This window comes from Streptomyces sp. VRA16 Mangrove soil (assembly GCF_017377775.1).
GTDB lineage: Bacteria > Actinomycetota > Actinomycetes > Streptomycetales > Streptomycetaceae > Streptomyces.
The window spans coordinates 211,419-234,407 of record NZ_JAFVLN010000007.1 but is presented as its reverse complement, the minus strand read 5'-3'; the positions used below and the strand labels follow the sequence as shown (position 1 = coordinate 234,407).

The 22,989-nt window shown below is 72.0% G+C and carries 21 protein-coding genes; 10 read left to right on the top strand and 11 right to left on the bottom strand.

The features are described 5' to 3' along the window. Positions 1 to 54: 54 nt before the first annotated feature. Positions 55 to 555, bottom strand: a complete 501-nt coding sequence (locus J3486_RS20970; RefSeq protein ID WP_207822373.1) for a DUF4267 domain-containing protein — start codon at positions 553 to 555, stop codon at positions 55 to 57. Positions 556 to 975: 420 nt separating this feature from the next. Here J3486_RS20970 and J3486_RS20965 point away from each other — a divergent pair, with 420 nt between their 5' ends. After that, a complete protein-coding gene (locus J3486_RS20965; RefSeq protein WP_207822370.1) occupies positions 976 to 1,269 on the top strand; it encodes a DUF6191 domain-containing protein in 294 nt (97 codons plus the stop codon). A 16-nt stretch (positions 1,270 to 1,285) separates the two neighbouring features. Here J3486_RS20965 and J3486_RS20960 read toward each other — a convergent pair whose 3' ends face one another. Continuing rightward, a complete protein-coding gene (locus J3486_RS20960) occupies positions 1,286 to 2,131 on the bottom strand; it encodes a bifunctional 2-polyprenyl-6-hydroxyphenol methylase/3-demethylubiquinol 3-O-methyltransferase UbiG (RefSeq protein WP_207822369.1) in 846 nt (281 codons plus the stop codon). A 70-nt stretch (positions 2,132 to 2,201) separates the two neighbouring features. Here J3486_RS20960 and J3486_RS20955 point away from each other — a divergent pair, with 70 nt between their 5' ends. Beyond that, on the top strand, positions 2,202 to 4,034 hold the full coding sequence (locus J3486_RS20955) for a prolyl oligopeptidase family serine peptidase (protein WP_207822367.1): 1,833 nt from the start codon (positions 2,202 to 2,204) through the stop codon (positions 4,032 to 4,034). A gap of 65 nt (positions 4,035 to 4,099) precedes the next feature. Then, positions 4,100 to 4,870 carry an SURF1 family protein gene (locus J3486_RS20950; protein ID WP_207822365.1) on the top strand — a complete coding sequence of 257 codons (771 nt, stop codon included), beginning with the start codon at positions 4,100 to 4,102 and terminating at the stop codon, positions 4,868 to 4,870. 19 nt (positions 4,871 to 4,889) lie between these two features. On the opposite strand, the gene J3486_RS20945 is transcribed toward J3486_RS20950, so the two are convergent. From J3486_RS20945 to J3486_RS20915, 7 genes are all read right to left on the bottom strand, one after another. Beyond that, positions 4,890 to 6,131, bottom strand: coding sequence for a hypothetical protein (locus J3486_RS20945; protein ID WP_229378336.1), 1,242 nt, complete (start codon positions 6,129 to 6,131; stop codon positions 4,890 to 4,892). Continuing rightward, positions 6,128 to 6,802, bottom strand: coding sequence for a SigE family RNA polymerase sigma factor (locus tag J3486_RS20940; RefSeq protein ID WP_207822363.1), 675 nt, complete (start codon positions 6,800 to 6,802; stop codon positions 6,128 to 6,130). Before J3486_RS20940 ends, J3486_RS20945 begins: the two co-directional genes overlap by 4 nt. A gap of 390 nt (positions 6,803 to 7,192) precedes the next feature. Continuing rightward, the gene (locus J3486_RS20935) at positions 7,193 to 8,275 is read right to left on the bottom strand and encodes an aspartate-semialdehyde dehydrogenase (RefSeq protein ID WP_207822361.1); all 1,083 of its coding nucleotides are present in this window, start codon (positions 8,273 to 8,275) and stop codon (positions 7,193 to 7,195) included. Then, positions 8,275 to 9,558 (bottom strand): aspartate kinase, encoded by a 1,284-nt coding sequence (locus J3486_RS20930; RefSeq protein WP_207822359.1) that lies wholly within the window; start codon positions 9,556 to 9,558, stop codon positions 8,275 to 8,277. Before J3486_RS20930 ends, J3486_RS20935 begins: the two co-directional genes overlap by 1 nt. A 537-nt stretch (positions 9,559 to 10,095) precedes the next feature. Beyond that, the gene (locus tag J3486_RS20925) at positions 10,096 to 10,761 is read right to left on the bottom strand and encodes a DUF5063 domain-containing protein (protein WP_207822357.1); all 666 of its coding nucleotides are present in this window, start codon (positions 10,759 to 10,761) and stop codon (positions 10,096 to 10,098) included. Beyond that, complete coding sequence (gene recR, locus J3486_RS20920) at positions 10,754 to 11,353, bottom strand: recombination mediator RecR (protein ID WP_207822356.1); 600 nt, start codon at positions 11,351 to 11,353, stop codon at positions 10,754 to 10,756. Before recR ends, J3486_RS20925 begins: the two co-directional genes overlap by 8 nt. A 66-nt stretch (positions 11,354 to 11,419) precedes the next feature. Beyond that, positions 11,420 to 11,761 carry a YbaB/EbfC family nucleoid-associated protein gene (locus J3486_RS20915; protein WP_207822796.1) on the bottom strand — a complete coding sequence of 114 codons (342 nt, stop codon included), beginning with the start codon at positions 11,759 to 11,761 and terminating at the stop codon, positions 11,420 to 11,422. A gap of 251 nt (positions 11,762 to 12,012) precedes the next feature. Between J3486_RS20915 and J3486_RS20910 the strand changes: the two genes are divergently transcribed. From J3486_RS20910 to J3486_RS20900, 3 genes are all read left to right on the top strand, one after another. Further along, the gene (locus tag J3486_RS20910) at positions 12,013 to 12,735 is read left to right on the top strand and encodes an SLATT domain-containing protein (protein WP_207822354.1); all 723 of its coding nucleotides are present in this window, start codon (positions 12,013 to 12,015) and stop codon (positions 12,733 to 12,735) included. 418 nt (positions 12,736 to 13,153) lie between these two features. Beyond that, positions 13,154 to 13,849 carry a GntR family transcriptional regulator gene (locus J3486_RS20905; protein WP_207822352.1) on the top strand — a complete coding sequence of 232 codons (696 nt, stop codon included), beginning with the start codon at positions 13,154 to 13,156 and terminating at the stop codon, positions 13,847 to 13,849. 98 nt (positions 13,850 to 13,947) lie between these two features. After that, complete coding sequence (locus J3486_RS20900) at positions 13,948 to 14,598, top strand: hypothetical protein (protein ID WP_207822350.1); 651 nt, start codon at positions 13,948 to 13,950, stop codon at positions 14,596 to 14,598. A 306-nt stretch (positions 14,599 to 14,904) separates the two neighbouring features. Here the strand turns inward: J3486_RS20900 and J3486_RS20895 are convergent, their stop codons facing one another. Then, complete coding sequence (locus J3486_RS20895) at positions 14,905 to 16,260, bottom strand: aspartate aminotransferase family protein (protein ID WP_207822348.1); 1,356 nt, start codon at positions 16,258 to 16,260, stop codon at positions 14,905 to 14,907. 429 nt (positions 16,261 to 16,689) lie between these two features. Between J3486_RS20895 and J3486_RS20890 the strand changes: the two genes are divergently transcribed. From J3486_RS20890 to J3486_RS20880, 3 genes are all read left to right on the top strand, one after another. Beyond that, positions 16,690 to 18,525, top strand: a complete 1,836-nt coding sequence (locus J3486_RS20890) for a serine/threonine-protein kinase (protein ID WP_207822347.1) — start codon at positions 16,690 to 16,692, stop codon at positions 18,523 to 18,525. Positions 18,526 to 18,762: 237 nt separating this feature from the next. Continuing rightward, positions 18,763 to 18,993 carry a hypothetical protein gene (locus J3486_RS20885; protein WP_207822345.1) on the top strand — a complete coding sequence of 77 codons (231 nt, stop codon included), beginning with the start codon at positions 18,763 to 18,765 and terminating at the stop codon, positions 18,991 to 18,993. 99 nt (positions 18,994 to 19,092) lie between these two features. Then, a complete protein-coding gene (locus J3486_RS20880) occupies positions 19,093 to 20,598 on the top strand; it encodes an FG-GAP-like repeat-containing protein (protein WP_207822343.1) in 1,506 nt (501 codons plus the stop codon). Between the two features lie 72 nt (positions 20,599 to 20,670). Here J3486_RS20880 and J3486_RS20875 read toward each other — a convergent pair whose 3' ends face one another. Then, positions 20,671 to 21,954 (bottom strand): adenylosuccinate synthase, encoded by a 1,284-nt coding sequence (locus J3486_RS20875; protein ID WP_207822341.1) that lies wholly within the window; start codon positions 21,952 to 21,954, stop codon positions 20,671 to 20,673. 181 nt (positions 21,955 to 22,135) lie between these two features. Here J3486_RS20875 and J3486_RS20870 point away from each other — a divergent pair, with 181 nt between their 5' ends. After that, entirely contained in the window at positions 22,136 to 22,981 is an 846-nt protein-coding gene (locus J3486_RS20870; protein ID WP_229378333.1) for an acylglycerol kinase family protein, read from the top strand. The last annotated feature ends 8 nt before the right edge of the window (positions 22,982 to 22,989 follow it).

The following is a 22,989-nucleotide window of genomic DNA, read 5'->3' as shown; positions in this document are numbered from 1 at the left end:
TCACCCGGTCAGCCTCACCCGGGCGGCCCCGGCGTGCCACTCGGGGCGCCGCCTTCACGCCGTCCGCGGGCCGTCGGTCGCATCGCTCGAACCCTCGGTGAGCAGCAGGAACGCCGTCAGGAGCACGACGCTCGCCGCCGAGACGTGCACGCTCAGCGCGGTCGTGAGCGAGCCGCCGTGGGTGAGGACGGCGAAGGCGTCACCGAGCGGCATCAGCGCGTCGATCAGGACGACCCAGCCGAGGGTGCGGCGCTGGCCGCGGGCCAGGAGCAGGAAGACCGTGGCCGCGACGGCCAGGTCCCGTACGCCCTTCACGGCGAAGTAGCCCGTGCCGTTCCCGGTCGGCCACGGGTCGATGCCGAAGCCGTCGGGAGCGGCGGGGTTGAACAGGAAGTTCAGCCCGAAGTAGGAGACGGCGGCGCCGGTCAGGACGGCGAGGCCGGTGGTGACGCGGCGCCGGGTGAGGAACCGGCCCCTGCGGCGCGGGGCGGCGACGGCGGTGGGCGTGACGACGGCCGGTGCGACGACCGCGGTGGTGCTGACGTGCTCGGACATGAGAGGTCTCCCCCTGAAAGGTCTACGAGGACGAGCGGCGCCGACCGCTTCGCGTTCTAGCGCCGCTAGCTACAAGAACTACGCTAGACCTAGCGGCACTCGACTGTCTAGCGGCGCTAGGAAATTTATCGCGGACCTGGAGCCGCAGACTTCCGCAGATATATGCGCGGGGTATTCCGGGGCGGCACCCAGAGGCGTACATTCCCCTCACCGTCGCCGTACGCGGGGACGCTCGGATGAACTGCGTCGGTGCTGTTCATCCCCTCCCCTCGGGCCCCCTCCCCTCGGGACCCCTCGTACGCCGTCGGCGCACGGCAGGCTCAGCACAGCGGGAGCACCTGCGAGGCGGACCCGGCCGCTCCCCTCGGACGCACCATCCGGCCGGGTCACGCCGCCTGCCCGCTGAGGTTTACTGGGCCCATGGGAACAGCCGTCCTCATGACGCTGCCGGGGCTCGTCATCGCGCTGACCGTGATCGCGTTCACGGACCAGGGCCTGCGGCTGCTGGGCCGGCGCAAGCGGCAGAGCCAGATCTCGGCGACCGGGTTCGAGCAGCTGCACGCCACGTTCTCGCCGGGCAAGCAGAGTGAGCTGAAGGAGCGCCAGAGCGCGCTCGTGCTGCGCGACGACGAGGAGGACGGGGCGCCGCCGGCGCACTCGCGGGTGGACCTCGACGGCGGACGCGCGGTGATACGGCTGCCCAGGGCCTCGTAGACCGACGGCCCCAGACCTACGGCTTCGTGGCCTTCAGTGAGTACATGAGGGGCACGCGCGGCCGGTCCGCGGGGAAGCGGCACACCCCGTCCCGCTCCTCCAGGCCGCCGAACATCCCGAACAGCGTGAAGTCGTGCTCGTGCAGGAAGTCCAGGCGCAGCCCGGCCGACGCGAGTGCCGAGACGATGTCGCCCATCGTGTGCTGCCACTCGGCGGCCCGGTTGTGCGCGGTCGGCGCCTCCCAGTCCGTGTACGTACCGGACGACTCGTACTCGAAGGCGTCCGGCGCGAAGTAGTCGCGCACGACCCGGCTGCCCGTCTCGTCGTCGAGCATCCAGCACGCCGGGTGGAACTCGGCGAGGTACAGGAAGCCGCCGGGCGCGAGCAGCGCCGCGACCGTGTCGGCCCAGGCGCGGATGTCGTGCAGCCAGCACAGCGCGCCCACCCCGGTGTAGACGACGTCGTACGCCTTGTCGGGCACCGCCGACACCGCGTCGTACACGTCGGACGCCACGAACAGGGCCCGGTCGCGGTCGATACCGAGTCCGGCGGCGAGGTCGCGGGCGGCGTCGACGGCCGGCTCGGAGAAGTCGAGGCCGACGACGCGGGCGGCGCCGTGCCGCAGCCACGACAGGGTGTCCGTGCCGATGTGGCACTGGAGGTGGAGGAGGGAACGGCCCGCGACGTCGGCGCCGATCTCGTCGACCTCGAAGGCACGCAGCGCGTCCTGGCCGGCCCGGAACGAGTCGACGTTGTAGAAGTCGCTGGCGAGATGGAGCGGAACCCTCTCGTCCCAGCGGCGGCGGTTGGCCTCGCGCAGAGCGGGCCAGGCTCCGGGGGCGGGCGGGGTCGTGGAAGGCATGACAGAAGTTATCCACAGGGTGTGGGGGACCCGCCAGCGAATTGTCGGCGCGGGCGGGCACTATGGGGCCATGAGTGACAGCAACGGGTCCATGCCCGACTGGGAGAAGCGCTTCCGGGCGCCGCGCGTGTCCCTGCCCGACTGGGCCGAGGACGCCCCGGACCGCTCCCTGTTCGTGTCGAACGCGACGGGGACGTACGAGCTGTACGCGTGGGACAGAGCCACGGGCACCCAGCGCCAGGCGACGGACCGGGCGAACGGGACGACGGACGGGGTGCTCTCCCCCGACGGCGAGTGGATCTGGTGGTTCAGCGACAAGGACGGGGACGAGTTCGGGATCTGGCTGCGCCAGCCGTTCACGGGCGGCGAGGACACCGAGGCCGTGCCGGGTCTCGCACCCTCCTACCCGGCGGGCCTCGCGATCGGCCGGGACGGGCGCACGGCGGTGGTCGGCCGCTCCACGGACGAGGACGGGACGACCCTGCACGTCGTACGCCCCGATGGTGACGGACCGACGGAGATCTACCGGCACCGCGAGTCGGCGGGCGTCGGCGACCTGAGCCACGACGGCACGCTGATCGCCATCGAGCACACCGAGCACGGCGACGCGATGCACTCGGCGCTGCGCGTGGTCCGGCTCGACGGGTCGACGGTCGCGGAGCTGGACGACACCCGCGGCGGCCAGGAGGAGCTGGGCCTGGAGGTCCTCGGCTTCGCGCCCGTGGAGGGCGACACCCGCCTCCTGGTCGGGCACCAGCGGCGCGGCCGCTGGGAGCCGATGGTGTGGGACTTCGCCTCCGGCGAGGAGACCGACCTCGCCCTCGACCTGCCGGGCGACGTGTCGGCGGAGTGGTACCCGGACGGCTCGGCGCTGCTGATCGCCCATGAATTCGAGGCCCGCGGCGACCTGTGGCGCTACGAGTTCGCGACGGGCGCGCTGACGAAGGTCGACACCCCGGTCGGCTCGGTGTCGGGGGCGACGGTCCGCCCGGACGGCAGCGTCGAGTACCTGTGGTCGTCGGCGGCCGAGCCGCCGGTGGTGCGCTCGACCGGGGGCACCTCCCCCGCCCTCAAGGCAGTGGGGGAGGGCGGGGTCGTCCTCGATCCCCCGGGCATGCGGGCCCCGGCGTCCGTCCCGGTCGAGGACGTGTGGGTGGAGGGCCCCGGCGGCCGGATCCACGCCCTCGTGCAGAAGCCGGCGGGCGCGAGCGGCCCGCTGCCCACGGTCTTCGAGATCCACGGCGGGCCGACCTGGCACGACTCGGACGCCTTCGCGGCGGGCCCGGCGGCCTGGGTCGACCACGGGTTCGCGGTGGTCCGGGTCAACTACCGCGGCTCGACCGGGTACGGGCGGGAGTGGACGGACGCGCTCAAGCACCGCGTCGGCCTGATCGAGCTGGAGGACATCGCGGCGGTGCGGGAGTGGGCGGTCACGTCCGGGCTCGCGGACCCCGACCGGCTCGTCCTCGCGGGCGGCTCCTGGGGCGGCTATCTCACCCTGCTCGGCCTGGGCACCCAGCCGGGCTCGTGGGCGGTGGGCCTCGCCGCGGTGCCGGTCGCGGACTACGTGACGGCCTACGAGGACGAGATGGAGGCCCTCAAGGCCCTCGACCGTACCCTCTTCGGCGGCTCCCCCGAGGAGGTGCCGGACCGTTTCGCGGCGTCGTCCCCGCTGACGTACGTCGACGACGTGAAGGCGCCGGTGTACATCTCGGCGGGGCTCAACGACCCGCGCTGCCCGATCCGCCAGATCGACAACTACGTGGACCGGCTCGCGGCGCGCGACGCGGTGCACGAGGTGTACCGGTACGAGGCGGGGCACGGCTCCCTCGTCGTCGACGAGCGCATCAAGCAGGTCGCGCTCGAACTCGACTTCGCGAGACGGCACCTGCCGCCGCAGTAGCCGAGGGGCGGCCGTGCCGGGGGTCGCGGGAAGCGGCTTTATATCGGACCCGTACCGTGGAAGGCGTGTACCGGTTCCTGCTGACCCCGCGCTGGCTGGGGATCAACCTCTTCGTGCTGCTGGCCATCCCGTTCTGCGTCTTCATGGGCTCGTGGCAGCTGAGCCGTTTCGAGGACCGGGTGCAGGACCACCGGTCCGCGACGGAGCAGACGCAGAGCAACAAGAAGACGGCGGCCGCGCCGCTCGCCTCGCTGCTGCCGGTCTCCACCGAGACCTCCGGCAAGCGGGCCACGGCGACCGGCCGCTACGGCAAGCAGCTCGTGGTGCCGCACCGCGAGGTGGACGGGCGCGACGGCTTCTACGTCGTCACGCTGCTGAAGGTCGACGGCACGGACAAGGCGCTGCCGGTGGTCCGCGGCTGGCTGCCCGGTTCGGCCTCCGCGGCGAAGACACCGGCCGCGCCCCGGGGCGAGGTCACGGTGACCGGGGCGCTCCAGGCGTCCGAGTCGCAGGGGGCGAACGGGGTGACGGCGGCGGGCGGTCTGCCCTCCGGGCAGATCGGCATGATCAGCGCGGCGTCGCTGGTGAACGTGGTGCCCTACGACGTCTACGACGCCTGGATCACCCTCGACAAGGCCGACGGGACGATGACGGCGGTTCCGGCCACCACCCCGTCGGGCAGCGGCCTCGACCTCAAGGCGTTCCAGAACCTCGGCTACACCGGCGAGTGGTTCGTCTTCGCGGGCTTCGTCGTCTTCATGTGGTTCCGCCTGGTCCGCCGCGAGGCGGAGGCGATCCGCGACGCGGAGCTCGGCCTCACGGAGGAGACCGCCTGAGGGGAACGGCCCCGGGCGATCACGACGCGGGCAGCAGCCCCGTCGTGTAGACCGTCCCCGCGCACGCGTCCGGGATCGTGGCGGCGGCGGACGGCGCTCCGGGCTCCGCCGTGTGCGACACGACCACGCTGCCGGTGTCGGACCCGTCCGACCCCAACTGCGTGGACAGCTGCGACGCATCGGTGGTGTCGCCGGTCGTGGGCGTCGTGTCCCCGCTCGCCGACGGAGAGGGCGATGCCTCGCCGCCGCCGGTGCCACCGCTCCCGCCGCCGCCGTCGCCGCCGGAGGGCGTGCACGGCGCGGACGGCACCCAGGCGAACCGCACCACGTACGACTTGCCGGGCTCCAGGACCAGCTGGCTCGGCTCGGTCGACGGGTCGGGCAGGCCGCTCGCCTGGTCGCCCGAGGTGTGGTCGACGACGCTCACCTTGGTCGGGTCGGCCGCGCCCTGCGCGATGGTGACGACGCTGCCGGGGCTGTCGACCGTGCAGTTGGAGCCGGAGGTGTTGGGGACGGTGAAGGAGCCGTAGACCGTGCCGTTGGCATCGGGGGTGCCGACGCTGGTCACCGGTGTGCCCAGCTCGTTGGCGTCGCAGGTCGGGGAGGACGCGGCGGCCGTGGACCCGGTGTCGGTGCCGGCACTCGCGCCGGCGCTCGCCCCCTTGCCCTGGTCGCCCTTCTTGCCCTTCTTCCCGTCCTCGTCCTTGCCCTTCGACTGCGAGGGGGAGCCGGCCGAGTCCTTACCTGCGGCGCCGGAGGATTTTCCCGCGTCGCTCCCCTGCGTCGCCGTGCTGTTGCCGGCGATGGAGGGCCGGTCGCCGGAGGCTCCCGAGTTGGTCACGTGCAGCACCGCGGGCACCGCCATCGCGACGAAGACGCCGGCGGCGATGGCACCCACGGTGGCCTGCCGCTTGCGGGCCCGCCGGGCGGGCACCGCACGACGCAGGTGATCGAGGACCGCGTCCGTGCTGTCGGGGGGCCCGATCTCCGCGACGGCCTGCCGCATCATCCGCCGCAACGCCAGCTCGTCGTCACCGAGCCCAGTGCCGACACCATTGCTGCCCGGGGTCTCGGGGCCGCTCTCGTCTCCGGCCGCCGCATCGGCCGGACGACGGGGTCCGTCGTTCACAGTTGCATTCCCAGCGTGTTCGTCCTGCGTGTACTGCTCGTCGTACGTGTCGCGCGTGGCGCGCGTGTCCTGCGCGTCGTCCTGCCTGTACGCCCCGAACCACTCCTCGGGGCCGCCGCGTGCAGGGCTCATGCCGGCTCCTCCATGGCGACGCGGAGGGCCGCGATGCCTCGTGAACCGTACGCCTTCACCGATCCCAGGGATATCCCGAGCGCCTCGGCCACCTGAGCCTCGGTCATGTCCGCGAAGTAGCGCAGGACCAGGACCTCGCGCTGGCGTCGCTGCAGCCCCTTGAGCGCCTTCTTCAGGGCGTCGCGCTCCAGCAGGTCGTACGCGCCCTCCTCCGCGCTCGCCATGTCCGGCATCGGCTTGGTGAGCAGCTTCAGGCCGAGGATGCGCCGCCGCAGCGTGGACCGCGACAGGTTCACGACGGTCTGACGCAGATACGCGAGCGTCTTCTCGGGGTCGCGCACCCTCTTGCGCGCCGAGTGGACGCGTATGAAGGCCTCCTGGACGACGTCCTCGCAGGAGGCCGTGTCGTCGAGGAGCAGCGCCGCGAGCCCGAGCAGGGAGCGGTAGTGGGCGCGATACGTCTCGGTGAGGTGATCGACTGTGGTGCCGGCCGCCATCGTGTCGTCAGCGCCCTGCAGTTGCGCCGGTATGCGCGCGGGCATGGGGGCGATCACCGGCATGCCGCCGGGCGCGCCCCCGCGGGGGCGGCGTGCGCCCAGGGGCGCAAGGGGTGGGCGTAGGGCGGCTGCGCCCCTCGCCTGCACCGCTGTGAAGTCCAGTACCTCTGCCACGTCTGTTGGACACGCTTCCCCCCATCAGGGTTGTACGCGTCCGGCGCCCCATTTGCGACAGACTTCGCCACCGTCCCCGATGGCGACGCGCCATATGCCGACATGCGTACCTGCTCTTCCCCTACGCCCTGATCTGCGCTCTGCGAGACAACACCTCCGAAGGCCCCCGCAAAGACGCTCCCCGCCCTGCGTGCGGTTGCAGGACGAGGAGGGAATCTTTGAACGCGCTGTGGTCTCGGTTCAAGTGGTATGGACCAGCGTCACATCCACAGAACCTCCACAGATCCTACGAGGCGATCCGGATATGGGAAGAGGCCGCCCGAAGACCGGACACACCGGGGCCTCCCATATACGGACATGGCGACCCGCTGTGCGGACCTGGGTGACCAGTTAGGCGCCGGTGAACTCCGCGGCGACCAGTTCGGCGATCTGCGCGGTGTTCAGAGCGGCCCCCTTGCGCAGGTTGTCCCCGCACACGAAGAGTTCAAGGCCGGTCGGATCGTCGAGCGAGCGGCGCACCCGGCCCACCCACGTCGGATCGGTGCCCACCGCGTCGGCGGGCGTCGGGAACTCGCCCGCCGCCGGGTTGTCGAAGAGCACCACACCGGGGGCGGTCGCGATGATCTCCCGCGCCCGGTCCACGGTGACCTCGCTCTGGAAGCGGGCGTGGACGGTCAGCGAGTGCGTCGTGACGACGGGCACCCGGACACAGGTCACCGCCGCCTTCAGCCCGGGCAGCCCGAGGATCTTGCGGGACTCGTCCCGCACGTTCATCTCCTCCGAGGAGAAGCCCTCGTCGGCGAGCGAACCGGCCCACGGCACGACGTTCAGCGCGACCGGCTCGGGGAAGGGCCCCGTCCGGTCGCCGACGACCCGCCGCACGTCACCGGGGCTCGTCCCCAGCTCCGTACCCGCGACGAGCGCCAGTTGCGCGCGCAGCGTCTCGATGCCGGCCCGGCCGGCCCCGCTCACCGCCTGGTACGAGGAGACGACCAGCTCGCGCAGGCCGAACTCGGCGTGCAGCGCGCCGACGGCCACGATCATCGACAGGGTCGTGCAGTTGGGGCTCGCGATGATGCCGCGCGGCCGCACGCGGGCGGCGTGCGGATTGATCTCGGGGACGACGAGCGGCACGTCGTCGTCCATCCGGAAGGCGGCCGAGTTGTCGACGACCACGGCGCCCTTGGCGGCGGCGATCGGCGCCCACCGGGCGGCCACGTCGTCGGGCACGTCGAACATGGCGACGTCGACCCCGTCGAGCGCGGACTCCTCCAGGGCGAGGACCTCGGTCTCCTCGCCGCGCACGGTGAGCTTGCGCCCGGCCGAGCGGGGCGAGGCGATCAGCCGGATCTCGCCCCAGATGTCCGCCCGCTGCGAGAGCAGCTGGAGCAGAACGGCGCCGACGCTCCCGGTCGCTCCCACGACCGCGAGCGTCGGACGCCGCACAGGGGTGGCCCCTGAAGGAGCGCCCATCAGCGGCCGGTGCCTCCGTAGACCACGGCCTCGTCGGAGTCCGAGTCGAGCCCGAAGGCGGAGTGCACGGCGCGCACGGCCTCGTTGACGTCATCGGCGCGCGTGACGACGGAGATCCGGATCTCCGACGTCGAGATGAGCTCGATGTTGACGCCCGCGTCGGTGAGCGCCTCGAAGAACCCGGCCGTGACACCCGGGTTCGTCTTCATACCGGCGCCCACGAGCGAGATCTTGGCGATCTGGTCGTCGTAGCGCAGCGACTCGAAGCCGACGTTCGCCTTCTGCTTCTCCAGGGCGTCGATGGCCTTGCGGCCCTCGGTCTTGGGGAGCGTGAAGGAGATGTCCGTCAGCCCGGTCGAGGCGGCCGAGACGTTCTGGACGATCATGTCGAGGTTGATCTCGGCGTCCGCGACGGCCCGGAAGATCTTCGCGGCCTCGCCCGGCTTGTCCGGAACGCCGACGACGGTGACCTTCGCCTCGGAGGTGTCGTGCGCGACACCGGAGATGATCGCCTGCTCCACGGGTTCGTCCCCTTGCTGCTTCACGAGCGGTTCGTTGCTGACCCAGGTCCCCTGCAGCCCGCTGAACGAAGACCGCACGTGGATCGGGATGTTGTAACGGCGGGCGTACTCCACACAGCGGTGGAGCAGCACCTTCGAGCCGGAGCTCGCGAGCTCCAGCATGTCCTCGAAGGAGATCCAGTCGATCTTCCGCGCCTTCTTCACGACGCGCGGGTCGGCGGTGAACACACCGTCGACGTCCGTGTAGATCTCGCAGACCTCGGCGTCGAGCGCGGCGGCAAGGGCGACCGCGGTCGTGTCGGACCCACCGCGGCCGAGCGTGGTGATGTCCTTCTTGTCCTGCGAGACACCCTGGAAACCGGCGACGATCGCGATGTTGCCCTTGTCCAGGGACTCCCGGATACGGCCGGGCGTGACGTCGATGATCCGGGCTTTGTTGTGGACCGAGTCGGTGATGACACCGGCCTGACTGCCCGTGAACGACTGGGCCTCGTGGCCCAGGTTTTTGATCGCCATGGCCAGCAGGGCCATGGAGATCCGCTCTCCGGCGGTCAGCAGCATGTCGAACTCACGCCCGGCAGGAATCGGAGATACCTGCTCGGCGAGATCGATCAACTCATCCGTCGTGTCGCCCATCGCGGACACCACGACAACCACCTGGTTGCCGTTCTTCTTGGCGTCGACGATGCGCTTGGCGACCCGCTTGATGCCCTCGGCATCTGCAACGGAGGAGCCTCCGTACTTCTGCACGACAAGGCCCACGTGCGCTCCTCGCTCAGTCCGTCTGTCACCGCGCATGCGCATGCATGGCGGTCGGCTCAGTCTAACGAGCGGCCGAATTCCGCCCCAGCCGTATCGGATCGTGAGATGTCCCGCTCACGAACTGATCACTGGGCCTGATCGGTCATCGGCTCGGCCGCTCCGGACAAGCGCATGCCCGGCCCCGTCCGGGCACAACCGGGAAAGTGGGGCGGGTCACACGATCAGGAACCCGGCCAGGGCCGCGGCGCACGCACCGGATGCCGCCGCGCGGACAGGGGGCCGGTCACAGGCTCTCGGCACGTCCTGCGGGTGGGCCGCCGCGTCCGTCGGCCTTCGCTCGACCCGTGCCCGCGGAAGTCCGGCATGCTCGCGCGCCGCCCGGCAGCGGCCAGGGTCCGGGCGTGCCCGGCGTGCCGCCACGGGCCCGCGTCGCCGGTGAGGCCGTGCAGCGGGATCGGCGGACGCCCTCGCCGGCCTCCCGGCGGGCGAGGCGTACGCCGTCCCGTTCGTACGTGTACGAGGTGGTCGCCCCGTACGTCACTTGACCGGGCGCAGTCCCAGCGGGCCCGCGATCTCCTCCGCCATGACGCGGCCGGCCTCCTCCTCCAGGGCGTCCTCACCGGTCGAGAGGTCCTCGTCCGTGTCGAGGCCGTCGAGCTCCGCGAGGGGCTGGTTCAGGCGGACGTGGGCCACCAGGGACTGGAGGGCGCGCAGGGTCGCGGAGGCCGTCGATCCCCAGTTGGAGAAGTACGAGAACTGCCACCACCACAGAGCCTCGGTGATCCGGCCCGCGCGGTAGTGCGCCAGGCCGTGGCGCAGATCGGTGACGACATCGGCGAGGTCGTCGGAGATCCGGGCCGCGACGGGCGCCTTGCGGGGCTCGTACGGGTCGAAGACCTCGGAGTAGACGTCGATCGGTTCGAGCATCCGCGCCAGCTTCTCGCGCAGCTCGTCGACGTCGCCCTCCGGGCCCAGGTCCGGCTCGTAGCGCTCGTCCGGGACGATGTCCTCGTGGGCGCCGAGCCGGCCGCCCGCGAGCATCAGCTGGGACACCTCGAGAAGCAGGAACGGCACCGCCGAGTCCGGCTCGTCGCCCTTGGCGATCTCGGTGACCGCGACGATGAACGACTCGATCTGGTCCGAGATCTGGACCGCGAAGTCGTTCGGGTCCTGGGTGGTGGAGTGCAGCGTGGCGTCAGACATCTAGGAGTCGTCTCCCCTCGAAGGCACGGCCGAGGGTGACCTCGTCCGCGTACTCCAGGTCGCCCCCGACGGGGAGGCCGCTGGCCAGGCGGGTGACCTTCAGGCCCATGGGCTTGATCATGCGGGCGAGGTACGTCGCCGTGGCCTCGCCCTCCAGGTTCGGATCGGTGGCCAGGATCAGCTCCGTGACCGTCCCGTCGGCCAACCGCGCGAGAAGTTCTCGTATACGCAGATCGTCGGGACCGACACCCTCGATGGGACTGATCGCGCCGCCGAGCACGTGGTACTTCCCGCGGAACTCACGCGTCCGCTCGATCGCGACGACGTCCTTGGGCTCCTCGACCACGCAGATGACGGTCGGGTCGCGGCGCGGGTCGCGGCAGATGTTGCAGAGCTCCTCCTGCGCCACGTTCCCGCACGTCGCGCAGAAGCGGACCTTGGCCTTGACCTCCATCAGGGCCTGCGCGAGCCGCCGCACGTCCGTCGGCTCGGCCTGGAGGATGTGGAAGGCGATCCGCTGCGCGCTCTTGGGACCGACGCCGGGCAGCCTGCCCAGCTCGTCGATGAGGTCCTGGACCACGCCTTCGTACACGGATCGCTGCCTTCCGGTGGGGTGTCGCTCGGTGTCGCCTGATACGTACGGTAGTTGCCGCCGCCCCTAGAAGGGGAGGCCCGGGATGCCGCCGCCGCCGAGGCCCTGCGCCAGCGGGCCGAGCTTCTGCTGCTGCAGCGTCTGTGCGTTCTCGTTCGCCGCCTGGACCGCCGCGACCACCAGGTCGGCGAGGGTCTCGGTGTCCTCCGGGTCGACCGCCTTGGGGTCGATCACAAGGTTGCGCAACTCGCCGGAGCCCGTCACCGTCGCCTTGACGAGACCGCCGCCCGCCTGGCCCTCGACCTCGGTGCGCGCCAGCTCTTCCTGGGCCTTCGCGAGGTCCTGCTGCATCTTCTGGGCCTGCTGGAGCAGCTGCTGCATGTTGGGCTGGCCACCACCGGGGATCACGATCAGCTCCTGGTATCCGGGTGCGTACGTCACTGACACAACCGAGCCTACGTGGTCCCGGGGGCCGCTGCCCTGGCGCGTGCCACTGCACTCTTTCGAGTGAGATGAGCGGCTTCCCTATACCTGATGAAGACCTACTTCTAGGGGTAAAACCCGTGAAACCGGGACCTTGGCCACCCATTGGGCGGTAGGAAGATGCTGCACATTCAGCCCCTTTAACGTCCAGTCGTCACCAGTCGAGGGAGTGCCGGGTGAGTCAGCCGGAGATGCAGCCCGAAGGTCCGCCCCAGGAGGACCCGGGGTCGGGCGACCTCACTGGGCGAACGTTTCCGCTCGGTGACTGGGGCGAGCCCGCCGAGCGGCTCGACGAGCTGTACCGGTGGGTCGAGCAGGGCGCCCTGCGGACGGCCGACTGGTATCTGGCGGACCGGGCGTGGAAGCGGCGGGGGGCACGGGGGCTGCGGGCCGGGGCGGCCTTCGGGGCGGTGTGCGGGGGTGTGCTGCCGTTGCTCGATCTGACCGGGGCGGTGGGGGGTGCGGCGCCCTGGGGGTATGTGGCGCTGCTGCTCGCCGTCGCGTGCATCGCGTGCGACCGGTACTTCGGGCTCACGTCCGGGTGGATAAGGGATGTCGCCACGGCGCAGGCCGTGCAGCGGCGCTTGCAGGTGCTCCAGTTCGACTGGGCGTCGGAGAGTGTGCGCGAGGTGCTCGGGCCGACCGAGGGGACGGCGAGTGAGGCGGCCGACCGGTGTCTCGGGGTGCTGCGGCGGTTCTCCGAGGACATCACGGAGATGGTCCGGGCCGAGACCGCGGACTGGATGGTGGAGTTCCGGTCGGGGCCGGCGCCGCTGGTGATGCAGGCGACCGTCCCCGGGCCCGCGTCGCGTGGTCCCGAGCCGTCCCCCGGCCGCTTCCCGCTGCCGCCGGGCGCCCGCCCGAACATGCCCCGCCAGCGCCCGCCGGAGCCTCGCTAGACCCCGAGGGCACCGGCCCCGGCGGGGTGCGGGGCCGTGTGTATGAGCGGCTCCGGCGCGGGGCGGCTCCGGCGCGAGCGCGCCCGGCCCCCGCCGGAGCCCGCACCGGGCAACAGCGAGTCGAGGGCGGAGCGGGGCCGGAGCGGGGCCGGGGCGGGGGCCGGAGCGGGGCCGGGGCGGGGGCCGCCTGAAGCGCCTGCCCGGCGCTGGGGTGCCGCCTTGCCCACCCTGCCGCCCATGGCGGCAGATTGCCCAAGGCGGCGCGGCAGCCGGCCGGGGCGGGCCGGGGCCAAGGCGGGCCGGAGCGGGGCCGGGGCGGGCTACGCACCCGTCACCGGCAGCGGCGAGAAGGCGCCGAAAGCGGCCCCACGGCTAGGGTGACCCGACGAGATCGCCCGCTGACCCCCGGAGGGGACCCGTGCCGCCCGCATCCGACGGCCCCACCGTCACCCGTTCCACTCTGCGTCAGCAGATCGCGGACGCGCTGCGTGACGAGATCCTGGCGGGGCGGCTCACCCCCGGCCAGGAATTCACCGTCAAGGAGATCGCCGACGGCTACGGCGTGTCGGCGACCCCGGTGCGCGAGGCCCTGGTCGACCTCACCGCGCAGGGCCTGCTCGACTCCGCCCAGCACCGCGGCTTCCGCGTCCACGAGTACTCGCTCGCCGACTACCGCGCCATGATCGAGGCCCGCAGCCTGGTCGCCGACGGCATCTTCCGCGGGCTCGCCGCGCACGCCCCGCAGGACCCGGCCACCTTCGCCGCGCTGACCGGCGTGCGCCGCCGCGGCGAGGAGGCGGCCCGCGCCGCGAGCGCCGGCGACCTGAACGTGCTGATCGGCTACGACCTGCGGTTCTGGCGCGAGCTCTCCGCCCTGTTCGGCAACGCGTACCTCTCCGACTTCTTCCACCGGCTGCGCGTCCAGTCCTGGATGTGCGCGGTGCCGCACCTGCGCCGGGCCGGCGAGCTCAGGGGCCGCCTGTGGGCCGGGCACTGCGAACTGGTCGACGCCCTGTCCCAGCAGGACGCACAGCGGGCGCACGCGATCATCGCCTCGTACAACGCGGACTCGCTCGCGCTGATCGAGAGCATCGCGGGCGGACAGCAGCGCTGAACGGTGTCCGCAGCGGGTACCTGCAAGACAGGTCTGCCCCGGCCCGGCGCGCACTACGCTGGCGCTGACGCCCCGACGTCCGAATCTAAGGAGCCCTCTTGGCCTGTGACCTGTGGCTCGTCCCCCTCGTCGACGTGCTGTGCCACAGCCCCGACAATCCCTTCGCCGAAGAACTCGCGCTCTACGACAAGGCGTTGCACGAGGCAGGACTGCCGCCGGTGCCGGTCTACGCGTACATGCCGGGACTCTCCGGCGACGTGGCGCCGGTCGCCGGGTTCGACTACGACGCGCTGCACTTCCTGCGCCGGGCGTATCTGCTCCAGCTGTGCGGTCTCGCGGTGACGCCGGTCGACGAACTCGGCGGGGACTACGAGCAGTTGCTGGAGATGTTCGAGTCGACGGCGCAGAGTTCGCATCTGGTGTGGCACTACGACCACGCGGGTGCGTACGTTCCCGTGGACTTCGCGACGCCGCTGTCCAACGACGAACTGCTCGCCGGGGGCGGCCCCCTGGGGTCGTCGCACGCGTTGCTGCGCGAACTGGAGTACGTGGCGCCGGCGATCGGGATCGACCCGGCGAATCCTCCGGTGGCGCCCGCGCCGCCCGCCGGGCCCACCGCTCTTGAGGAGCCGGCGGCCGCCGTGCCGCTGGACGACAGTCCGTTCGCGCGGGAGCGGCATGTGTGGCTGGGCCTGCATCAGGCCGCTACGCGGAGCCTGGCCCAGGGCTCGATGATCATCTTCAGCTGAGGCCGCGCGGCGGAGCCTGCCCGGGGCGAGCGCCCATTGAGCGCTCGCCCCGAGCTGTGCCTGCCGCCCGGGACCGTGGGCGGGTGCCCGCGGGGGCGCCTGCCCGGCGCCGGGGTGCCGCCTTGCCCACCCTGCCGCCCATGGCGGCAGACTGCCCAAGGCGGGTGGGGCCGGGCGGCCGTGCCGGGCGGCCGATTGCCCGCGGCGAGCGGGGGCAGGCGGCGGACAGCCCGTAGCGGCGGATACCCCGTAACGGCGGAATGCCCCGTAACGGCGGAATGCCCGCGGCGGCCGTGGGCTCGGTGGTTACGCCACGTGTGCGTCGGCCACGGCGAGGGCCGAGTCCAGGGCTGCCAGACCCTCCTTGGCCTCCGCCTCCGTGATGTTCAGCGGCGGCACGACGTGCGTGCGGTTCATGTTGATGAAGGGCCACAGGCCGTTCGCCTTGGCGGCGGCGCCGAACGCGGCCATCGGCGCGTTCGCCTCCCCTGCCGCGTTGTACGGCACCAGCGGCTCACGCGTCGCACGGTCCCGTACGAGGTCCAGGGCCCAGAACATGCCGACGCCGCGCACCTCGCCCACCGACGGGTGCCGCTCGGCCAGCTCACGCAGACCCGGCTCGATGATCTCGGCGCCGGTCTTCGCGGCCTGCTCGACGATGCCCTCCTCCTCCATCACGTTGATGGTGGCGACGGCGGCGGCGCAGGCCAGCGGGTGCCCGGAGTACGTGAGACCACCGGGGTACGCGCGCTGGGCGAACGTCTCGGCGATGGCGCCGGAGATCGCCACACCACCGAGCGGCACGTAGCCGGAGTTCACGCCCTTCGCGAAGGTCATCAGGTCCGGCACGACGTCGTACAGGTCGGCGGCGAACCACTTGCCCGTACGCCCGAAGCCCGCCATGACCTCGTCGAGGACGAAGACGATGCCGTACTTGTCGCAGAGCTCGCGGACGCCCGCCAGGTAGCCCTGGGGCGGCAGCATGATGCCCGCCGTGCCCGGGACGGTCTCCAGGATGATCGCGGCGATCGTCGCCGGACCCTCGAACTGGATCGTCGTCTCCAGGTGCTCCAGGGCGCGGGCGCACTCCTGCTCCTCCGTCTCGGCGTAGAAGCGCGAGCGGTAGAGGTAGGGGGCCCAGAAGTGGACGACACCGGCGGACGCGCTGTCGTTGGCCCAGCGGCGCGGGTCACCGGTCACGTTGATCGCCTGCTGGGTGCCGCCGTGGTACGAGCGGTACGCGGAGAGCACCTTCGGGCGGCCCGTGTGCAGGCGGGCCATGCGCAGGGCGTGCTCGACGGCGTCGGCGCCGCCGTTGGTGAAGAAGATCTTGTCGAGGTCGCCGGGGGTGCGCTCGGCGATGAGGCGTGCGGCCTCGGAGCGCGACTCGATGGCGAACGCGGGCGCGAAGGTCGTCATCTTCGCGGCCTGCTCCTGGATCGCCGCGACGACCTTCGGGTGCTGGTACCCGATGTTCGTGTAGACGAGCCCGGAGGTGAAGTCGAGGTAGCGGTTGCCGTCGTAGTCCCAGAAGTACGAGCCTTCGGCACCGGCGACGGCGAGCGGGTCGATGAGCTCCTGCGCGGACCAGGAGTGGAACACGTGCTTGCGGTCCGCGGCCTTGACGGCGGCGCCGACCTGGGGATTCGGCTGAGGGGTCATGGGGCCGAGGGTAAATGTGCGCTGCACCCGGGTGCCATCGGCGTCCTGTCTGTGGGACGCCGCCGAACACGACAGACTGTCGGGCCTTCCCGGGCCCGCTCTTGGCGTGGCGCCAGGAAACCGTCGGGCACGCCGGCCCGCGGGCGCCGAGGCGGCCGGGCGCACGGGTGCCGGGGGTCTGGGCGCAGCGGCAGTGGCATGCCGAGTCGCGTCGGCTGCGGGTACCGGAGGACCGGCTGGAGCGGGAGCACGCCGACCGGGAGGCCGGCCGGTACGGACGGTACGGACGGTACGGATGGTGCGCGGCGGAAAACGGCTGCTGCACACGACAGGTCCGTTACGGAACCGTAGAAGCCACTACCACCCTCTCTGTCTCAGCCCCGCACTATTCTCGGTTTGTTGCTCACGTACGGGGGAGGGTGGCGCGACATGGACAGGCTTGAGGCCCTCGGGCCGGGGGACCCGCAGCGCATCGGGGCGTACCGGCTGCTCGGCCGGCTCGGCGCCGGCGGCATGGGGCAGGTGTACCTGGCGCGCTCGGAGCGCGGACGCACCGTCGCCGTGAAGCTGGTGCGCGAAGAGCTCGCGGAGCAGGAGGAGTTCAGGAACCGCTTCCGGCAGGAGGTGCAGGCGGCGCGGCAGGTCGGCGGCGCCTGGACGGCGAGCGTGCTGGACGCGGACACGGGCGCCGGGGTGCCCTGGGTGGCGACGGCCTATGTGGCGGGCCCCTCACTCCAGCAGGTCGTCTCGCACGACTACGGCGCACTGCCGGAGCGTTCGGTGCGCATCCTCGCGGCCGGTCTGGCGCACGCGATCAAGGACGTGCACGCGGCGGGGATCATCCACCGCGACCTGAAGCCGTCGAACGTACTGGTGACGATCGACGGCCCGCGCGTCATCGACTTCGGGATCGCGCGCGCCCTGGAGACCGTCACGGACGGCGGTCTGACGAGAACCGGGGCGCTGGTCGGCTCGCCCGGCTTCATGGCGCCCGAGCAGGTGCGCGGCGACCGCATCACGCCCGCGTGCGACGTGTTCTGCCTGGGCTCGGTGCTGGCGTACGCGGCGACGGGCCATCTGCCGTTCGGCACGTCCAACAGCGGGGTGCACGCCCTGATGTTCCGGATCGCCCAGGAGGAGCCGGACCTGTCCGACCTCCCGGAGGGGCTGCAGGATCTCGTACGGGACTGTCTGCACAAGCGGCCCGGGGAGCGCCCGACGCCCGACGAGATCCTGGAGCGCACCGGCGCCGAGGACACCCTGGGCGACGGCGGCCGCACCCGCGACCCGTGGCTGCCCGGCGCCCTCGTGGCCCAACTGGGGCGGCACGCAGTGCAGTTGCTGGACTCCGAGGACCCGGAGGGCCCGGCGAACCCGGCGAACCCCGCGAGTACGCCCGTACCGGTCCCCGAGCCGCCGAACGCGCCGCCGCCGCCCGGCGCGCCCGGTGCGACGCCGCCGCCGGTGGTGAACCATCTGCCGACGGTGGTCGTCGGCAAGGACACCCCGGCCCTGCCGCCCGCCCCGGCACCGACGCCGAACCCGCCCGCGTACGGCTACCCGCACCAGCAGCCCGGATACGGCTACCCGCAGGGCAACTGGGGTGGGACGCCGCCCTACGGCCCGGCGCCACTGGGCCCACCGCCCGCTCCCGAGCCGCGCCGCGGCCGTTCCACGGCGGCGCTCGTCGCGGTGGCACTGATCGTGGCACTCGGCGCGGGCGGCTCGGTGTACGCGCTGATGAAGAACGACGGCAAGGGCGGTTCACCGAGCGCCGACGGCTCGCAGTCCGCGTCGGCGTCGGCGCCCGTGTCGCCCGCGCCCTCCTCGCAGGGCGGGGGTTCGCCCACGCCGGAGCAGTCCACCACACCCGCCGAGTCGCCGACGCCGCAGTCGGCGGCGGGTGACATACCCGAGAAGTTCCTCGGCACCTGGACGAACGACAAGGGCAACGACTACGGGCCGATCTCCCGCGTCCTGGAGATCGAACAGGGGGAGCCGGGCGACACGGTCCTGACGCTGACCCAGGACGGCACACAGGACAACTACGACTCGTACCACTGTGTGTTCAAGGGCCGGCTGGCCTCCGCCACGGACTCCAGCCTGCAGCTGGCGGGCACCGACGTGGTGACCGCCGAGCCGTCGTCGGCCTGCCGCAAGGGCACACCGAGCACGGTCGAGTTCCTGTCCTCGGGCCAGTTGCGCCGCACCCTGATCGACTCGACGGGCCACGAACAGGTCCTCACCTACACCAAGCAGGGCTGATCCGACCAGGGCGTCCCGGTGCGGCACCGCGCCGCGGTCGGAGCTGCCGGGCAAGGAGCTGCCCGGCGCCCCGGCCGGGACCCCGGCCCGGACGCGTCCAGCCGGGCCCGACGACCGCCCGCACCCTCAACTACCGTGCAGTCATACCTACTTGACGTCCCCTCATCAGTTCCTTTCCCCCCCTCCCGCCGGGCCCGCCTGTGCGAAGATCCGGCCCATGCAGCCAACGGTGCCCTGGTGACGGGCATCGAGCGGGCCCCGGACGGCATGTGCGTCTGGTCGGCGGTCGTGCTCGACCGGGTCGAGCAGCACATCGACACCACGGCCAACCAGCTCCGCCGCACCGGCGGCGACCCCCGGTGCCGAACCACCGCGAAGCCGTACGTCTACACCCGCGAGGGCGAGAAGCTCGTCCTCGGCTTCGGACCCCGGCGCCGCGACCGCGTCGTCGAACTCACCCGCGACTGACGGCCCCGCCCACAAGGCATCCGGGGCCTCTACAACCCCGGACGCCCCCTGTGAGTCTCCTGAGCACCGTTCGCACCACGACCGCCCAGGAGCCCCGCCATGCCGAAGCACAAGCGCACCCCCGCCGTCAGACCCGGGCGGGCCCGGATCGCCGCCGCGACGGCTGCCGCGGCCGCACTCACCGGGGGACTCGTGTCGCTCTCGGCCGGTACGGCGTCGGCGACGGCCGGTGCGTCGGCGACCCGGCCGCACGAGGCCGACTTCAACCTCGACGGGTATCCGGACGTGGCGGTCTCCTCCCCCGAGGCGTCCGTCGGCGGACACGCGGAGGCCGGGCAGATCACGGTGTTCTACGGCTCGGCGAGCGGGATCAGTGCCGCCAAGCGCGCCACGATCACCCAGAGCTCCACGGGCGTGCCGGGCACGCCCGAGTCCGGCGACCTGTTCGGGTACGCCACGTCGCCGGGCGACTTCAACCGGGACGGGTTCACGGACCTCGCGGTCGGCACCCCGTACGAGGACATGCCCGGGGACACCGACGGCGGGACCGTCACCGTGCTGTGGGGGTCGTCGAGCGGCCTCAAGGGCGGCACCACCCTCGACGACCCGGCGCCCTCCAGCCACGACCGCTTCGGCTTCGACGTCGCCGCGGGCGACTTCGACGGCGACGCGAAGACGGACCTCGCGATCGCGGACACCTCCAAGTACGTCCGTGTCTTCAAGGGCGGCATCACCAAGGACGACTCGGTCGGTTCGGCCACCGCCGTCACCACCCCGCTCCGTTCGACCAGCCCCTACCACCTGCGAAAGCTCACCGCCGGTGACATCAACGCCGACGGCAAGGACGACCTCGTCGTCAGCGGCAACACCGCCACCGACGGCGACTACCTCGTCAACGCCTACCTGCCGGGCACCGCGTCCGGCCCCTCGAACACGGCCACCATGCTGCCGGGCGGCGTCATCAGCGACATCGGTGACCTCAACGGCGACGGCTTCGGCGACGTGGTCACCGGCCTGACCGCGGACTCCTCCAACTCCGAGGAACAGCCCGGCACTTCGACCGGCGGCGACATCCACGTCACGTACGGCTCCGCCACCGGGCCCGACGGCGGCACCACGGTGATCTCGCAGGACACCGCGGGTGTTCCCGGCACGGGCGAGGCGGCGGACCTGTTCGGCTGGGAGGTGAGCGTCGGTGACATCAACGGCGACGGCCTCAGCGACATCGCCGTCGGCGCGATCGGCGAGGACGGCACGACCGCGGGGACGGACAACAGCGGCGCCGTGACCGTCCTGTACGGCACCCCGTCCGGCGTCACCGGCACCGGGGCGCAGAGCTTCACCCAGAACACGGCCGGTGTCCCGGGCAGCAGCGAGAGCAGCGATCTGTTCGGCTCCGACGTCCTGCTGTCGGACTTCAACGCCGACGGCAGGTCGGACCTGGCCGTCGGTGTCGCCGGCGAGAACGCGGGCAACGGCGCGCTGACCGTCCTCAAGTCCTCCGGCGGGAAGATCGTCACGACGGGCGCGGTGTCGCTCTCGCCGTCCGCCGTGGGCGTCTCCACGTCCGGCACGCCCGGGTTCGGCGGGGTGCTCGGCGGCTGACCGCACCCGCACCGGTGCCCCGGCCCGCCGCAGCGGACCGGGGCACCGGTCGTGAGTCCGAAGGCTCGCTTCCTACAGGAACGAGTTGATCTCGATCGTCTCGTCGCGGCCGGGGCCGACGCCGATCGCCGAGATCGGGGCGCCGGACATCTCCTCCAGCGCCTTCACGTACGCCTGCGCGTTCTTCGGGAGGTCCGCGAAGGTCTTGGCCTTCGTGATGTCCTCCGACCAGCCCGGCAGGTACTCGTAGACCGGCTTCGCGTGGTGGAAGTCGGTCTGGGAGTACGGGAGCTCCTCGACGCGCTTGCCGTCGATCTCGTACGCGACGCAGACCGGGATCTGCTCCCAGCCGGTGAGGACGTCGAGCTTCGTGAGGAAGAAGTCCGTCAGGCCGTTCACGCGGGTCGCGTAGCGGGCGATGACCGCGTCGAACCAGCCGCAGCGACGGTCACGGCCGGTGGTGACACCGCGCTCGCCGCCGATACGGCGCAGGTCCTCGCCGTCCTGGTCGAAGAGCTCGGTCGGGAACGGGCCGGCGCCGACCCGCGTCGTGTACGCCTTGAGGATGCCGATGACCCGGCCGATCTTCGTCGGGCCCACGCCCGTACCCGTGCAGGCGCCGCCCGCGGTCGGGTTCGAGGAGGTGACGAAGGGGTACGTGCCGTGGTCGATGTCGAGGAGCGTGCCCTGGCCGCCCTCGAAGAGCACGACCTTGTCCTCGTCCAGCGCGTTGTTCAGGATCAGGGTCGTGTCGGCCACGTAGCCCTTGATCTGGTCCGCGTAGCCGAGCAGCTCCTCGACGACCTGCTGCGCCTCGATGGCGCGGCGGTTGTAGAGCTTGGTCAGCAGCTGGTTCTTGACCTCGAGGGCCGCTTCGACCTTCTGGGTGAGGATCGACTCGTCGTAGAGGTCCTGGACCCGGATCCCGACGCGGTTGATCTTGTCCGCGTAGGTCGGGCCGATACCGCGGCCGGTGGTGCCGATCTTCCGCTTGCCGAGGAAGCGCTCCGTCACCTTGTCGACCGTCACGTTGTACGGCGTGATGATGTGCGCGTTACCGCTGAGCAGCAGCTTGGAGGTGTCGACGCCGCGCTCGTTCAGACCGCTCAGCTCGGAGAGCAGGACCGACGGGTCGACGACGACACCATTTCCGATGACCGGCGTGCACTCCGGCGAGAGGATCCCGGAAGGGAGGAGGTGGAGCGCATACTTCTGGTCGCCTACGACGACCGTGTGACCGGCGTTGTTGCCGCCCTGGTAGCGCACCACATAGTCCACGGATCCACCGAGCAGGTCGGTGGCCTTTCCCTTGCCTTCGTCACCCCACTGAGCACCGAGCAGCACAAGTGCGGGCACAGGCGTACACCCCTTCCGGGCGGGGCATGTCCAAGGTCAGGGGCTGGCGCCGCGGCTCTGCGGCGGGCCTTCATGAGCCTTGGGGTGCCCCGGAATAGACGAAGCCCCTGGCGCAATAGCGCAAGGGGCTCTTGCACAAAGATGCTACCCGAGGAAGCGAGGCAAGGCCGAGGTGGCGGCGTTGGACCTTCCATCTGACCGTACGGGGCAGGAACTGTCCCGGCAGCTTCTGGTGATCGTGGACCCCCTCGCCCGGCGGGCGGACGGGGAGTCGGTCCGGATCGCGAAGGACGTGCTGTGCGCGGGCGCCACCGCCAAGGTGTGCCTGCCCGACGGACCGGAGGATTTCGCGAAAGCCCTGGCCAAGCGGGGTGCGCGGCGGCCCGTGGTGGTCGGCGACGACCGGGCGCTGCTGCGCGCGGTGTCCCTTTTGCACCGGGAGCGCGAGCTGGCCGGAGCGGTGCTCTCGATGGTGCCGGTGGGCACCGGTGTGGCGCTCGCGCGCTCGCTGGGGGTGCCGCAGGGCGCGGTCGCCGCGGCGCGCGCGGCGCTGGACGGCACGGAGCGGCGGCTCGATCTGCTGGTCGACGACAGTGACGGGGTGGTGCTCGGGGATCTGCGCATCCCGCCGGTCGCGCACCCGGAGGGGGCTGCGGGGGCCCACCCCTGGCTGCGTACGTGCCGCTCGCTGGTGCGCGGTATCGCGGCGCGGCCCGCGCGGCCCGCGCCGGCGCAGGGCGGGGTCCCGGCGCGGCTGCGGGTGGAGGCGGACGGGGTGACGCTCGTCGATCTCGACCAGCCGGTGGAGGGGGTGTCCGTGACGCCCGCGGGCATCGGGTCCGGGCTGGCCCGGGTCGAGGTGCGGCCCGTCGCGTCCCCGGCCGAACCGCTGCGGGTGGCGGCCCGGAGTGTCTGCGTGTCGGGGTCCGACTTCCGGTACCGGGCGGACGCGGTGACCATCGGCGGGCCGGTGCGGAAGCGGACGTGGACGGTACGGGTGGGGGCGTGGGGGCTGGCGCTGCCCTGAGCCGCCAG

Coding starts and splice junctions, on each gene's coding strand:
- J3486_RS20935 (WP_207822361.1), bottom strand. CDS start 8,275: ATGGGCGCTCCTTCAGGGGCCACCCCTGTGCGGCGTCCGACGCTCGCG.
- J3486_RS20965 (WP_207822370.1), top strand. CDS start 976: ATGGGAACAGCCGTCCTCATGACGCTGCCGGGGCTCGTCATCGCGCTG.
- J3486_RS20955 (WP_207822367.1), top strand. CDS start 2,202: ATGAGTGACAGCAACGGGTCCATGCCCGACTGGGAGAAGCGCTTCCGG.
- J3486_RS20970 (WP_207822373.1), bottom strand. CDS start 555: ATGTCCGAGCACGTCAGCACCACCGCGGTCGTCGCACCGGCCGTCGTC.
- J3486_RS20960 (WP_207822369.1), bottom strand. CDS start 2,131: ATGCCTTCCACGACCCCGCCCGCCCCCGGAGCCTGGCCCGCTCTGCGC.
- J3486_RS20890 (WP_207822347.1), top strand. CDS start 16,690: ATGGACAGGCTTGAGGCCCTCGGGCCGGGGGACCCGCAGCGCATCGGG.
- J3486_RS20880 (WP_207822343.1), top strand. CDS start 19,093: ATGCCGAAGCACAAGCGCACCCCCGCCGTCAGACCCGGGCGGGCCCGG.
- J3486_RS20925 (WP_207822357.1), bottom strand. CDS start 10,761: ATGTCTGACGCCACGCTGCACTCCACCACCCAGGACCCGAACGACTTC.
- J3486_RS20895 (WP_207822348.1), bottom strand. CDS start 16,260: ATGACCCCTCAGCCGAATCCCCAGGTCGGCGCCGCCGTCAAGGCCGCG.
- J3486_RS20945 (WP_229378336.1), bottom strand. CDS start 6,131: ATGAGCCCTGCACGCGGCGGCCCCGAGGAGTGGTTCGGGGCGTACAGG.